General features: G+C 67.3%; 13 protein-coding genes. 5 read left to right on the forward strand and 8 right to left on the reverse strand.

Features of this window, described 5'->3' with window-relative positions; translation table 11 throughout:
* Positions 1 to 31: 31 nt before the first annotated feature.
* Positions 32 to 1,120: a Rieske 2Fe-2S domain-containing protein gene (locus DDZ17_RS20405; protein WP_116368891.1), complete on the forward strand. Its 1,089-nt coding sequence runs from the start codon at positions 32 to 34 to the stop codon at positions 1,118 to 1,120.
* 43 nt (positions 1,121 to 1,163) lie between these two features.
* Here the strand turns inward: DDZ17_RS20405 and DDZ17_RS20410 are convergent, their stop codons facing one another.
* The 3 genes from DDZ17_RS20410 to DDZ17_RS20420 form a co-directional block, all read right to left on the reverse strand.
* Positions 1,164 to 2,480, reverse strand: a complete 1,317-nt coding sequence (locus tag DDZ17_RS20410; RefSeq protein ID WP_206613609.1) for a sensor histidine kinase — start codon at positions 2,478 to 2,480, stop codon at positions 1,164 to 1,166.
* 130 nt (positions 2,481 to 2,610) lie between these two features.
* Positions 2,611 to 3,282: a winged helix-turn-helix domain-containing protein gene (locus DDZ17_RS20415; protein ID WP_116368859.1), complete on the reverse strand. Its 672-nt coding sequence runs from the start codon at positions 3,280 to 3,282 to the stop codon at positions 2,611 to 2,613.
* A complete protein-coding gene (locus DDZ17_RS20420; protein WP_116368861.1) occupies positions 3,279 to 3,692 on the reverse strand; it encodes a PepSY domain-containing protein in 414 nt (137 codons plus the stop codon). Before DDZ17_RS20420 ends, DDZ17_RS20415 begins: the two co-directional genes overlap by 4 nt.
* Positions 3,693 to 3,857: 165 nt before the next feature.
* On the opposite strand from DDZ17_RS20420, the gene DDZ17_RS20425 reads away from it, so the two are divergent.
* Together DDZ17_RS20425 and DDZ17_RS20430 are read left to right on the forward strand one after the other, a co-directional pair.
* Positions 3,858 to 4,592: a PepSY domain-containing protein gene (locus DDZ17_RS20425; RefSeq protein ID WP_157976771.1), complete on the forward strand. Its 735-nt coding sequence runs from the start codon at positions 3,858 to 3,860 to the stop codon at positions 4,590 to 4,592.
* Between the two features lie 144 nt (positions 4,593 to 4,736).
* A complete protein-coding gene (locus DDZ17_RS20430) occupies positions 4,737 to 5,558 on the forward strand; it encodes a M48 family metallopeptidase (RefSeq protein ID WP_116368865.1) in 822 nt (273 codons plus the stop codon).
* Here DDZ17_RS20430 and DDZ17_RS20435 read toward each other — a convergent pair.
* The 3 genes from DDZ17_RS20435 to DDZ17_RS20445 all read right to left on the reverse strand — a co-directional run bounded on the left by DDZ17_RS20435 (position 5,555) and on the right by DDZ17_RS20445 (position 8,534).
* Positions 5,555 to 6,151: an HdeD family acid-resistance protein gene (locus DDZ17_RS20435; protein WP_116368867.1), complete on the reverse strand. Its 597-nt coding sequence runs from the start codon at positions 6,149 to 6,151 to the stop codon at positions 5,555 to 5,557. The two genes, DDZ17_RS20430 and DDZ17_RS20435, sit on opposite strands and share 4 nt — an antisense overlap.
* 123 nt (positions 6,152 to 6,274) lie before the next feature.
* On the reverse strand, positions 6,275 to 7,375 hold the full coding sequence (locus DDZ17_RS20440) for an AI-2E family transporter (RefSeq protein ID WP_116368869.1): 1,101 nt from the start codon (positions 7,373 to 7,375) through the stop codon (positions 6,275 to 6,277).
* Positions 7,365 to 8,534, reverse strand: a complete 1,170-nt coding sequence (locus tag DDZ17_RS20445) for an alpha/beta hydrolase family protein (protein ID WP_116368871.1) — start codon at positions 8,532 to 8,534, stop codon at positions 7,365 to 7,367. Before DDZ17_RS20445 ends, DDZ17_RS20440 begins: the two co-directional genes overlap by 11 nt.
* 260 nt (positions 8,535 to 8,794) lie before the next feature.
* Here DDZ17_RS20445 and DDZ17_RS20450 point away from each other — a divergent pair, with 260 nt between their 5' ends.
* Both DDZ17_RS20450 and DDZ17_RS20455 read left to right on the forward strand, forming a co-directional pair.
* Positions 8,795 to 10,156 (forward strand): OmpP1/FadL family transporter, encoded by a 1,362-nt coding sequence (locus DDZ17_RS20450; RefSeq protein WP_116368873.1) that lies wholly within the window; start codon positions 8,795 to 8,797, stop codon positions 10,154 to 10,156.
* 181 nt (positions 10,157 to 10,337) lie between these two features.
* On the forward strand, positions 10,338 to 10,874 hold the full coding sequence (locus DDZ17_RS20455; RefSeq protein WP_116368875.1) for a DUF2938 domain-containing protein: 537 nt from the start codon (positions 10,338 to 10,340) through the stop codon (positions 10,872 to 10,874).
* A 104-nt stretch (positions 10,875 to 10,978) separates the two neighbouring features.
* Here the strand turns inward: DDZ17_RS20455 and DDZ17_RS20460 are convergent, their stop codons facing one another.
* Entirely contained in the window at positions 10,979 to 12,169 is a 1,191-nt protein-coding gene (locus DDZ17_RS20460; RefSeq protein ID WP_116368876.1) for a CaiB/BaiF CoA transferase family protein, read from the reverse strand.
* A gap of 2 nt (positions 12,170 to 12,171) precedes the next feature.
* Positions 12,172 to 12,490, reverse strand: a 319-nt coding sequence (locus DDZ17_RS20465) for an acyl-CoA dehydrogenase family protein (RefSeq protein WP_277749338.1), incomplete at its 5' end; no start/stop codon positions are given.

Below are 12,490 nucleotides of genomic sequence, written 5' to 3' on the forward strand. Positions count from 1 at the left end.
TGCAGCCTCACGAAATTTGGAGGATTTGATCATGGCAACCGCCGCCGATTATGGCCTGGGACCGAACGTTTTCCCCCGTGGCTGGTTTATCGTCGCCGAGAGCAAGGAGCTCGATCAGGGCCCCATGGCCGTGCGCTTCTTCGGCCAGGACATGGCCCTCTACCGCGGCGAGAGTGGCCGCCCCGTCATGCTGGACGCGTACTGCGCCCACATGGGCACCCACCTCACCGACAGCAACAGCGCAATGATCGTCAAGAACGGCGAGCAGATTGAAGGCGACTCCATCCGCTGCCCCTACCACGGCTGGCGCTACAACGCCGACGGCGACGTGGACGATATTCCCTACCACGACGGCCCCTGCCCCAAATCCGCGTCCATCCGCTCCTACCCGGTGGTGGACAACATGGGCTGCATCATGGCCTGGTACGACCCGGACGGCCGCGCACCGGACTACGACCCGCCCAAGCTGCCCGAGTGGGACGACCCGCAGTGGGTGCAGTGGGAGCTGGATCACCTGGGTGAGCTGAGCATTCACCCCCAGGAAATTCTCGACAACATGGCCGACGTGCGCCACCTGGGCCCCACCCACGGCGCGCCCAGCGAGTACTTCGAGAACGAGTTCAAGGACCACGTTTACATCCAGCGCCAGGGTGGCCCGATGCAGTTGTACAACTGCTACCTGTACACCACCACCTGGTACACCGGCCCCGGTTTGCTGCTGTCCAAGCAGGTGTTTGGCGACACCCTGATCTTTGAACTGATCGCCAACACCCCGGTGGAAGACGGCGTGGTGAAGTGCTGGCACGCCTGCCTGTACCGCGGCAGCGCCAACCCCGCCACCGCCGAGGACCGCGAAGCGGCCAAGCAGGCCCAGGCCGGCGCGCTGGAAGCCTTCTCCGCCGACTTCAACATCTGGCAGAACAAGCGCCCGGCGCTGAAGATCATGCAGTTGAAGACCGACGGCCCCTTCCGCGTCGGCCGCCAGTGGTATTCGCAGTTCTTCCAGTGCCCCGATGAGGCCAAGGCCACCCAGCAGGCCCTGAACGGCATCCTGCACACCCAGGGCATGGACAAGCCGGAAGATCGCGGCCACGACATTGACCAGGGGCTGCCGTTCTAAACGCCCGCCGCGGGGCCCCGCCGGGCCCCGCCTCCGCTCTACCTCAACACCCTCGCGGCAGCCACAGCCGCACAGACAGCCCGCCCAGGGGCGACACTCCCAGCGCAAGCCCGCCGCCGTAGAGATCCACCAGGTCCTGAACAATGGCCAGGCCCAGGCCGTGGCCCGGGCGCCGCTCGTCCAGCCGGCCGCCACGCGCCAGGGCGGCCTCGCGCTGCTGGGCAGTCAGGCCCGGGCCGTCGTCGTCGATAGCCAGGTGAAACTGCCCGGCGCGCTCGGAAAACGCCACCTCCACCCGGGCACTGGCCCATTCCAGGGCGTTTTCCAGCAGGTTACCCACCAGTTCCTGCAAATCCTGCGGGTCGACCCGCACCTGCAGATCCGGCGGCAACTGGTAGGCCAGGGTGGTGCCCCGGCGCAGCGACAGGCGGTGCAGTCCCTGCAGAATGGGGGCCAGAATCGGCGCAACGGGCACCGGCCCGGCCAGCAAGGGGCTGCCGGCGGCGCTGGCCCGCGCCAGGTGGTGGCGCACCGCGGCGTTGATGCGCTCGACCTCCTCGCGCACCTGGCTGCGCTGGGCCTCGGGGAAGCGCTCCGCCTCGGTTTGCAGCACGCTCACCGGCGTTTTCAGGGCGTGGGCGAGGTTGCCGGCGGCGGCGCGGCCGCGCTCAATCAAGCGGCGGTCGTGGTCCAGCACATCGTTCATGGCACTGGCCAAGTCGGCCAGCTCCGCCGGCAGGCGGGTGTCCAGCCGCCGGGCCCTGCCCGCGCGCACCGCGGTAATGTTGCGGTGCAGCGCCCGCAGCGGCGACAGGCCCCAGCGCACCTGCAGCATCAACCCGCCCAGCAGCAGCACGCACAGCGCCAGCAGCGACAGCCACAGTAGCCGGTTGAAGCGCGCCACCTGGGCACGCAGCTCGGCGTCGCTCACCGCCAGCGCCACATGCAGCGGCCGGTCACGCCCCGGCAGGCGCAGGCTGCGCTCCACCAGTCGCAGCCGCTCTCCCCGCGGCCCGGTCACATCGCGCAGCACCAGCGTTGGGCTGTCGCTGACCGACAGCCGCTGGTCCCACAGGGAGCGGGAAATTTCCACAATCTGCCCGCCGTCGCTGATCTGCCAGTACCAACCGGAATAGACCTGGTGAAACAGCGACTCGCCCAGGCGCGATTCCACCGACCACTCGCCGTCCTGGCTGCGCTCCAGGGCGGCCATGAGCACCTGGTGCAGCGAGCGCAGGCGCTGGTCGAAGGACGCCTGGGCCGACTCGCGAAACCCGTAGGACAGGGCGCCGCCCACGGCGGGCACCATGAGAGCCGCCAGCAGCAGGTAGGACAGGATCAGGCGCCGGCTCAAACTCATGCGTGAACTCATGCCAGCGACCGGGCCTGGTTCTGGGCTTGAGCCAGGTTCTGGGCTTGAAGCAGGTTCTGGGCCAGGGGCCGAGCCGGCAACCGCGCCGGGCACCGCATCAGCAAGGGGCGGCCCGCGCTCAGCCATTCGCCTCTATGGCTACCAGCCGATAGCCCCGGCCGCGCAGGGTTTCGATGCGCTCGCTACCCAGCTTGCGCCGCAGGCGACTGATCTGCACATCAATCACATTGGAATCAGGCTCGTGGTCCCGGTCGTAGACATGCTCGGCCAGTTCGGCCCGGCTCACCACCCGGTCCCTCGCGTGCATCAGGTAGGCCAGCAGGCGCGCCTCCTGTGCGGTCAGCGACACCGGCCGCCCCGCCAGGCTGAGGCTGCCGCTGTGGGTGTCGTAGCGCAAATCCCCCGCCGCCAGCACCGGGTGGGCATGGCCAAAGCGCCGCCGCACCAGCGCGCGCAGCCGAAACAGCACCTCGGCCACCTCAAAGGGCTTGGTCACGTAGTCATCGGCACCGGCGGAAAACCCGGCGGCCTTGTCTGACCAGCGCTCCCGCGCCGTCAGCACCAGCACCGGCAGGTCGATGCCGGCCTCGCGCCAGCGCGACAGCCACTGGATGCCATCGCCATCGGGCAGGCCCAGATCCAGCACCAGCGCCTCGTAGTGGTCGGTGCGCAGGCAGTAGTCGGCGCCGGCGCCGGTATCCACCTGCTCGACCAGCAGCCCGGCCTCTTCCAGCGCTGCGCACAGGGCCCGCGCCAGGGCGCGGTCGTCTTCTACCACCAACACTTTCACTGGCGCACCATGGCCTCAACACCCGGCCCGTCTATCTGCAACAACTCGCCGCTCACCGCGTCAAATTCAAACTCCACCACCTGGCCCTGGGCACCCACCATCTCGATTTCGTAAACGGTGATGCCGTCTTCACTCTCCAGCTCCACTTCCAGCACCTGGCCGACATAGCGCGCTTCCAGCCAGTCCAGCAGTTGCGGCAGCCCCACCAGGCGGCCCTCGGACACCGCTGCGTTCAGGTGGAGCCAGTCGTCGCCGGAATCGGCCTCGATGCTGATGTTCACCGGTGCCCGGGTCGGTACCGGCGCCGGTTGCTGCTGGCCAGTGGCGGTGTTGCGCGCCAGCAGCCACCACAGGGCCAGGCCGGCCACCAGGGCGAAGACGAGGGCAAAAAGGACAGGAAATTTCTGCATCGGCCCACTATGCCCCCGCAAAGATGAATGAAACATGAACGGCGCGCTCAGGGCAGTGACAGGTGCCCCCTTGCATGATGGCCCCAGTGTCCGGGCTGAAACAAGCCCGGGCTTTGCACGGCAACCCGGGACGGGCTGCCACCAGACCACCGCAAGGAGTGAATGATGAAACTACTTAAACCGACACTGCTGACGACCGCGCTGCCTGCGGCGCTTGCCACCACCCTCGCCGTCACCGGCGCCCTCTTCTCTGCCACCGCCGCCGCCGATAGCGGACTGCCCCGCGCCGAGCTGGAACGCCTGCTGGCCAGCGCCGCCGACTATGGGGTGAGCCACTTCCAGGAGATCGACGTCGAAGACGGCCGCCGCCTGGACGTTGAGGGCTGGTCCAACACGGGCTCCCGCGCCAACCTCACACTGGACATTGCCAGCGGCAACCTGCTTCGCCAGCAGTACCGCGACGGCACAGCGCCCGCCTGGAGCCTGGGCAGTGCCGATATCGACGCCGCCCTGGACCGGGCCGAAGCCGGGGGCATCCGCGATATTACCTCGCTGGAGGTCGACCGCCGCGGCAACATTGAAATCGACGGCCTGGCCGGCAACGGCCGGGAGTTGGAACTGAGCTTCCACCGCGACCAGCTGCAGGGGGGCGCAGGCACGGGCACAAACACTGGAACAGGCACGCCCACCAACAACGCCAACCAGCACCCCACCCTCAAGCGCTCGGAACTGGCCGCGGCCCTCAACAGCGCCCAGCAGGCGGGGATTGCCCGCATCGGCGAGGTGGATGTGAATCGGCGCACCATCGAAATTGACGGGGTCGACCGCGGCGGGCACCCGCTGGAAGTGAGGCTGGCGCGGGATTCCTACCAGGTGCTGGCGGTGGAGCTGGGCGACTGAGTCAGCCGGCTTTCTCTTAACGGCTTTTCGCACGGGCTTTTGCGCGCAGGGGCTGTTGCGCGCACGAGCTATTGCGCTCACGGGCTGCCGGTTCGCCGCGACGTTCGGTACAATCGGCCCAGTCACGGCAACCGGTCAGCCCCCATGAAACACTCTGCTATTGCTATCTACCTTGTGCTTGCCTGCGTGCTAGCGGCCTGCGCCACCAGCCCGACGGGCCGCAGCCAGTTCATGTTGATCTCCCCCGAATCCGCCATTGTGGAATCGAAGAAGGCCTACCTGAGCACCGTGTCCGACCTGGACGAGAAGAACAAACTGATCGACGACCCGAAAATGGCCGACCGGGTGGCCACCATCACCGGGCGACTGGTGACCGAGGCGGTGGCCCTGTATCCCCAGTCCGCCAACTGGGAGTGGAGCGTGGCCATTGTCGACGACCCGGAAACGGTCAACGCCTGGTGCATGGCCGGCGGGCGCATGGCGGTTTACACCGGCCTGTTCGACCAGCTCAAACTCACCGATGACGAATTCGCCCAGATCATGGGCCATGAGATTTCCCACGCCCTGGCCAACCACACCGCCGAGCGTATGTCCCGGGCCATTGCCACCAATATCGCCGTTGCCGGCGTGGCGGTGGCCTCAGACAACCACGCCCTGGCACTGGGCGGCGCCGCGCTGGCGGCCAAGGTGGCCCTGGAGCTGCCCAACAGCCGCACCGCCGAGGCGGAGGCCGACCAGATTGGCCTGGAGCTGGCCACCCGCGCCGGCTACGACCCGGACGCAGCGGTCACCCTGTGGGAGAAAATGGGCAAGGTGGGCGGCGGCGAGCGCCCGCCGGAATTCCTCAGCACCCACCCCGCGCCCCAGAACCGCCAGGCGGCCCTGGCCAGCATGGGCAGCGAGGTGCGCAAGCTGAACCCCACCGGCAAAAAAGCCGCGGTGCACCCGGTGACCATTGTGCGCTAGGTCGCGTGGGCCGAGACCGCCTTCGCCAGCTTGCGCACCTTGAAGGCAAACACAATGCGGATGACACCCACAAACAGCGCCCAGCCGGCGATCATGTAAACCACCGCCAGGCTGCCGGCGCCGATGCGCAGCACAATCAGCAGCGCCAGGGCCACCGACAGGGCGCCGCTCAGGTACAGCACCCATTCACCCTGGATTTCCTTGCGCACCTGAAAACCAAACACCAGCTGGGTCACCCCGGCCATCAGGGTAAACAGCGCCACGGTGTACACCAGCGCCAGCATGCTGGCCGGCGGGCTCATCAGCAGGAAGCCGCCAATGGCGATGGCCAGCAGGCCGTAGATCAGCACCAGCCACCAGAGCTGCTTGTCGCGGTGGCCAAGGGCGCCCACCGCGCTGAACACCCCGTCCACCAGCAGGTAGGCTGCAAACCAGATGCCCAGGATCAGCAGGGCCACGCCGGGCTGGAGCAGGGCCAGCACCCCAAACACCACGGCGGCAATGCCGCCGATCAGGTAGATCCACCAGGTACGCCCCAAAAGTTCGGTGATGGCCCCGCCCGCCAGGCCGGGTTCGGTAACTGAATCTGTCATGATGCACGCCCTCGTCTTGACCTTGTGAGGGGGCAGCGCGCGGGACGCCGCCCACCTGGGTCGCCAAAACCGGCGGCCTGGCCTGAGTATAGTCGCCCGGCCCGCGCACCGTGTGCGGATGCCTCAGGGCAAGGCGGCCCCCCTGCGAGGTTCGTCCGCACTGTCAGCACCGTCACCCGCGCCCGTCTCTGGCACTGCGGCCAGCAGCAGGGCCAGCCATGACAGCCCCGCACTGCGTGCCGCATAAAAGTGCAGCACCATGGTCAGGGGAACCGACAGCAACATGCCAACTGGGCCGAAAACCCAGCCCCAGAACACCAGTGACAGGAACACCGCCAGGGTCGACAGGCCCAGGCGATGCCCCATCCAGGCCGGTTCGATGATGTTGCCCACCACCGTGTTAACCCCCACGTAGAGGGCAATCAGCAGCAGGGTCTGGGCCGGGTCCATGGCCAGAATGGACAGCGATACCGCCGGCACCGCGGCAATGATGGAACCCACCACCGGCACAAAATTCAGCAGGAAGGCGAGCAGGGCCCACAGGCCGGCAAAGCGCACGCCCAACAGCTGCAGGCCGGTCCAGATCAGGCCGGCGGTAAGCAGGCTGACCAGCGCCTTGCTGACGAAGTAGCGGTTCATTCTGGCTACCAGATCCCCCAGGGTGGCCAGAATCTCCCGGTAGTGGCCCGGGCTGGCGGCGGCCAGCTTGCGCGGGAAGCTGCTGGCATCCACCAGCAGGAACACCACCGTCAGGATAATCATCACCACGTTGCTGAAGGCATCGCCAATGCCGCCGACAAAACTCAGCAGAAAACCCATGGCCCGCCCGGGGTTGAGGGTATCGCCCAGGGCCTGGGCATCAATGGCCATGCCGCGCGCGGTGAACCACTGGCTCAGCGAGCCCAGCAGGGCCTGGAACTGCTGCTGGTACAGCGGCAGGGCCTCGCGCAGTTGTTCCAGCGAACTGCCCAGCAGCAACAGCGGCGCCGCCAGCAGCACCACCGCCGCCAGCACCACGCAGGTAATGGCCAGCCAGCGGGGCCAGCCCATGCGGGTGAGCCTGGCCACCAGCGAGCCGCAGAGCACAGCCAGAAACAGCGCCAGCAGGAAGGGTTGCAACAGCGGCGCCGCATAGCGGGCACCGGCGATCACTACTACCAGGGCGGCCAGCGACAGCAGGCCATCCCGGGCCGGCCGCGGGGCCGCCCCGGGTTCAGGGGGCATCGGCAAACTGCGCTGGCGGCGGCGAGCGGTTGTACTCCACCTCGGGCACCTCCGCCGCCATGGCGGTGGCCAGGTAACCCGCCGAGGCGGCTCGCTCGGTGTCGGAGCTGGAGAAGGAGCGCTCGAAGAAGCTGGCCACCACCACCGTGGTAATCATGTGCTGGCGCAGGGCGTTCATGGCCGCGGGCAGCGGGTCCATCACGCACAGCTCGTTTTCGGCCTGGGCAATAATGCCCTGTTCCGGCGTGCCCAGCAGGTCGTACCAGGGCTCGGCCATGTCGTCGCCAATGTTGCGGGTGACAATGTGGCAGGCGATGGCATCCGGGTTATCCAGCCACCGCATATAGGCCGCCGGGCCGGCAAAACCGGCGTGGGAGGCCCCCGCCACAGTGACCAACTCAGCCCCGGGGCGCTTGCCGGGAATGGGACGGGCATTGCTCTCCCAGGGCACCAGGGCGTCGATATCCCCGGCCAGCATCAGAAAGGGCAAATCCGGCGCGTTGGCAAAGAAGGCCGGGCCAAGCAGGTTGCTGGGGCCGGCGATGGACAGGGCCGCCCCGATGCGCTCATCGCGCCATTGGGGGTGAAAGGCCACCAGCTGGGTGGTCATGCCCCCCAGCGACAGGCCGAACACACCAATGCGCTGCGCATCCACCCGGCCGGACAGGGGGTCACCGGTGCTGGCCGAACGGGCCAGTAAACGGTCGATCACAAAGCTGACATCGGCAGGCTGGTTGACCACGTCTTTCACCTGCGGCCCGCCGGGGGCATACATATTGGTGAGGGGGAAGTCCACCGCCACCACCACGTAGCCCAGGCTGGCCATGTGCTCGGCCAGGTAGCTGCCGCCGCGGTGGTTGGAGGAAAAGCCATGGCTATACACCAGCAGCGGGAAGGGCGCACCCAGGGCCTCGTCCGGCTGCCACACCCGGCCTTCCAGCACCCGGCTGGGGGCACCGGCAAAATCGCCATTGGCGGCGGTGCGCCGGCTGGTGTCTTCAAAGCGCACCTCAAACGTTGCCACCGGCAGTGGCCCGGCCTGCAGGCGGGCCGCACTGGCGCTGCCCGGGGGAAAGGGCTGGGGTTGCCAGCCGAAGGTCAGCAGCGCGCCCCCGGCCACCACCAGCACTAGCAGCAACAGCAGTATTTTTTTCAGCATCGGGTAACCTCCTGGCTTGTTATGCTCTGATTATTCCCGCAGATGCGCTGCAAAACCAACCCCGATGGCACCACAAAAGCTGGTAATTCGCCGACAATGCCGCTATAAAGGCGCCGCTTTTGGCCGGGCACGCTGCCGGCGACCCCAAAACCCCGGGAACTCGGGCCCTCAAATGCGGTCACAGAGTCCCCACAAGTCCTTCGGGCGGCGCACCGCCGCATCCGCTTCCTTTACATCGCCAGTCACAGAGGTCATTGCCAATGTCCCCAGCAACTCTGCGCCCCGCATTCCTCGGCAGCCTGCTCGCCGCCCTGTCCACCCAGGCCGGCGCCGCCGGCTTTTACCTGCAGGAAACCAGTGTCAACGGCCTGGGCCGCGCCTTCGCCGCGGAAAACACCGTGGGCGACAACGCCGCCATTCTGGCCCGCAACCCCGCCGGCTCTGCCCTGTTCGACAGCATGAGCCTGAGCGGCGGCCTGATCTATGTCGACCCGGAGATCGACGCCAAGGGCGATGTGAGCCTGCTGGTGCCCGGCGGCCCCACCATCACCATGCAGGATAGCGCCAGCGACTACGCCACCAGCGCCTTCGTGCCCAATGGCTACCTGGCCCTGCCCATCAACGACCGCTGGTCTGCAGGCCTTGGCCTGTACTCCAACTTCGGCCTGGAAACCGACTTTGACGATGACTTTCTCACCACCCACATCGCCAACCAGACCGAACTGCTGACGGTGAACATTGCCCCGTCCATCGCCTACAAGGTCAACGACCAGCTGAGCCTGGGCCTGGCGGTGAAAGCGCTGTATGCCGAGGGCAGCATTCTGTCCAGCATTCCCGAAGACCTGTTCCTGGCGCCGCAACTGGGCGGCCAGCGCCTGCTGGACCTGGAGGGCGACGCCTGGGAATTCAGCTGGAGCATTGGCGCCCTGTGGCAGCCCACCGAGGTGACCCGGGTGGGCATTTCCTACCACGCCGAGCAGAGTCCGGAGCTGGACGGCAAGATTAAATCCGACCTGCTGCCGGACCTCGCCAACGGCGGCATTCTCAACAATGTGGGCGGCGAGCTGACCCTGGACTTGCCGGACACCCTGGAGCTTGGCGTGTACCACCGCATGAACGGCCACTGGGCCATTCTGGCCGGCGCCATGTGGACCGACTGGGAGGACTTCCAGGCCCTGGAGGCCAATATTCCCAGCCAGGCCAGCGCCCCGGGCGGTGACATGTACAACCCCCTGCTGCTGCGTGAGGAGAACTTCCAGAGCGGCTGGCGCTATAGCCTGGGCACCGAGTACTACAGCGGCAACCTGACCCTGCGCGCCGGCTATGCCTACGACGAAGGCGCCGCCCGCGACGGCCTGAACGAGCACCACAGCGCCGAAGCCGGCCTGCCGGTCACCTGGCGCAGCCTGTCCATCCCCGACACCGACCGCCAGTGGCTGACCTTCGGCGCCACCTACCAGCTGAACGACCAACTCAGCGTTGACGGCAGCGTGGCTTACCTGTGGGGCGATGGCGAAACCATTCAGGAGTACACCGACCAGCCCCTGCCGACCTACTTCGATGGTGAAACCACCACCACCAAGGCCTGGCTGTTTGGCGTGTCGTTGAACTACACCTTCTGAAGGCCGCTGCGCGCCGCCACTGTGCCCTGCCCTTGCCAGCCCCCGTTTTCGGGGGCTGTTGGTTTCTGGCGCGGCGCGCCGCCTGACCGTGCGGCCATCACCCGTCCGGCACTTGACTTAAAGCTGGCTTTAACTTGCAAGCTACCCGGCTCCCCTTCGCGCTCAAGGAGCCTGTTGCAGCATGTCGGCACTCACCCAATCCCTCTCCCTCCCCCTCTTCCACCCGAACCTTGCCGCCGCCGTGCTACTGGGCATTGACGCCACCGCCTTCATGGACATCGTCGCCCTGCTTAGGCAGCGCCTGCTGGGCATTGCCTCACTGGACTACGCACTGGTGGGGCGCTGGCTGGGTCACCTGCCACGCGGCACATTGATCCACCGGCCCATCAGCCACAGCGCCGCCATCCGGGGCGAGGCAGCCCTGGGCTGGGTGGCGCACTATGTGATCGGGGTTATCTTTGCCGGCGTTTTTCTGGCGCTGGCCGGCCCGCACTGGCTGGGCCAGCCGACCCTGCTGCCGGCCCTGGGCTTTGGCCTGCTGACGGTGCTCGCGCCCTTTCTGGTGCTGCAGCCCTGCCTGGGCGCGGGCATTGCGGCAAGGCAAACGCCACAGCCCGGTACGGCCCGCCTGCGCAGCCTGTTTGCCCACGCCAGCTTTGGCCTTGGCCTGTGGCTTGCCGGCATGGCCGCCACCGCGCTGCCCTGGCATGCGGGCTGATCGCGGGCGGCGGCTGCTGCTGTTGCTGTTGCTGTTGCTGTTGCTGTTGCTGTTGCTGTTTAAGGTACGCAGGAAGAGCGCAGCAAGGGTGCGCAAAGGGACGCTCAGTCGGCAGATGGCGCCCAGCCGCCCCCGGCCAGCACCGCATCGTTGTGCTGCCCCAGCCGGGGCGGCGCGCTGCGGTAGGCGACCGGCGTGCGCGACAGCTTGATGGGGTTGCCCACCAGCTCCAGGTTGGGGTTGTCCGGGTGCGGCACATTCACCCGCATCTCCCGCGCCAGAATCTGGGGCTCGGCAAATACCTCCGCCACGCTGTTGATGGGCCCGGCCGGAACGCCGGCGGCCTCCAGGCGGGCCAGCCAGTCGGCCTTGCTGCGCTCCAGCAGCGCCCGCTGCAACAGGGGAATTAGCTGCTCGCGGTGCGCCACCCGGTCGCGGTTGCGCACGAAGCGCGCATCCTGCGCCAATTCCGGCAGGCCCAGCACCGCCACAAAGCGGGCAAACTGTGCGTCGTTGCCCACCGCCACAATCAGGTGGCCGTCGGCGGCAACAAAGCTCTGGTAGGGCACAATGTTGGGGTGAGCGTTGCCAAGCCGGGTGGGATTTAACCCGCCAACCAGGTAGTTGGTGGCCTGGTTGGCCAGGGTGGCCGCCGTCACATCCAACAGGGCCAAATCCACCTGTTGGCCAAGGCCGGAACGTTCGCGCTCGGCCAGCGCGGCGAGAATGCCCACCGTGGCGTACAGGCCGGTCATGATGTCGGTCAGCGCCACGCCCACCTTCTGCGGGCCGGCGCCGGGTTCACCATCGGGCGCGCCAGTCACACTCATCAGCCCGCCCATGGCCTGCACCAAAAAGTCGTAGCCGGGCCGGGTGGCCAGCGGGCCATTCTGGCCAAAGCCGGTGATGGAGCAGTACACCAGGGCCGGGTTGATGGCCTGCAGGCTGGGGTAATCCAGCCCGAAGCGGGCAGCATCGCCCACTTTGAAGTTCTCCAGCACCACATCAGCACCAGCGGCCAGCTCGCGCAGCACGGCCTGGCCCGCGGGGGTTTTCATGTCCACGCACACCGAGCGCTTGTTGCGGTTGGCGCACAGGAAGTAGGCGGATTCGGCGCTGTCGTTGCCGGCGGCGTCCTGCAGGTAGGGCGGGCCCCAGCCGCGGGTGTCGTCACCGCTGCCGGGGCGCTCGATCTTGATCACCTCGGCGCCGAGATCCGCCAGCAACTGGCTGGCCCAGGGGCCGGCCAGAATGCGCGACAGGTCCAGCACCTTCAGGTGCGACAGGGCGCCCACCGCTAAAAGGCCGGTATATCGGTCTGGGTGCGGCCCAGGATCAGGGCGTGCACGTCGTGGGTGCCCTCGTAGGTGTTCACCACTTCCAGGTTCACCATGTGGCGCATGATGGGGAATTCATCCGAGATGCCATTGCCGCCCAGCATGTCCCGGGCGGTGCGGGCAATCTGCAAGGCCTTGCCACAGGAGTTGCGCTTGATCAGCGAGATCAGCTCCGGGGCGATCTGCCCGGCGTCCATCAACTGCCCGGCACGCAGGCAGCCCTGCAGGCCCAGGCTGATTTCGGTCTGCATGTCCGCCAGCTTCAACTGCACCAGCTGC

It is taken from the genome of Parahaliea mediterranea, assembly GCF_003402235.1.
GTDB lineage: Bacteria > Pseudomonadota > Gammaproteobacteria > Pseudomonadales > Halieaceae > Parahaliea > Parahaliea mediterranea.

What these genes read in the sequence shown, in the direction of transcription:
- DDZ17_RS20405 (WP_116368891.1), top strand. Translation starts at nt 32, where the DNA reads ATGGCAACCGCCGCCGATTATGGCCTGGGACCGAACGTTTTCCCCCGT.
- DDZ17_RS20410 (WP_206613609.1), bottom strand. Translation starts at nt 2,480, where the DNA reads ATGAGTTTGAGCCGGCGCCTGATCCTGTCCTACCTGCTGCTGGCGGCT.
- DDZ17_RS20420 (WP_116368861.1), bottom strand. Translation starts at nt 3,692, where the DNA reads ATGCAGAAATTTCCTGTCCTTTTTGCCCTCGTCTTCGCCCTGGTGGCC.
- DDZ17_RS20425 (WP_157976771.1), top strand. Translation starts at nt 3,858, where the DNA reads ATGAAACTACTTAAACCGACACTGCTGACGACCGCGCTGCCTGCGGCG.
- DDZ17_RS20430 (WP_116368865.1), top strand. Translation starts at nt 4,737, where the DNA reads ATGAAACACTCTGCTATTGCTATCTACCTTGTGCTTGCCTGCGTGCTA.
- DDZ17_RS20435 (WP_116368867.1), bottom strand. Translation starts at nt 6,151, where the DNA reads ATGACAGATTCAGTTACCGAACCCGGCCTGGCGGGCGGGGCCATCACC.
- DDZ17_RS20440 (WP_116368869.1), bottom strand. Translation starts at nt 7,375, where the DNA reads ATGCCCCCTGAACCCGGGGCGGCCCCGCGGCCGGCCCGGGATGGCCTG.
- DDZ17_RS20445 (WP_116368871.1), bottom strand. Translation starts at nt 8,534, where the DNA reads ATGCTGAAAAAAATACTGCTGTTGCTGCTAGTGCTGGTGGTGGCCGGG.
- DDZ17_RS20450 (WP_116368873.1), top strand. Translation starts at nt 8,795, where the DNA reads ATGTCCCCAGCAACTCTGCGCCCCGCATTCCTCGGCAGCCTGCTCGCC.
- DDZ17_RS20455 (WP_116368875.1), top strand. Translation starts at nt 10,338, where the DNA reads ATGTCGGCACTCACCCAATCCCTCTCCCTCCCCCTCTTCCACCCGAAC.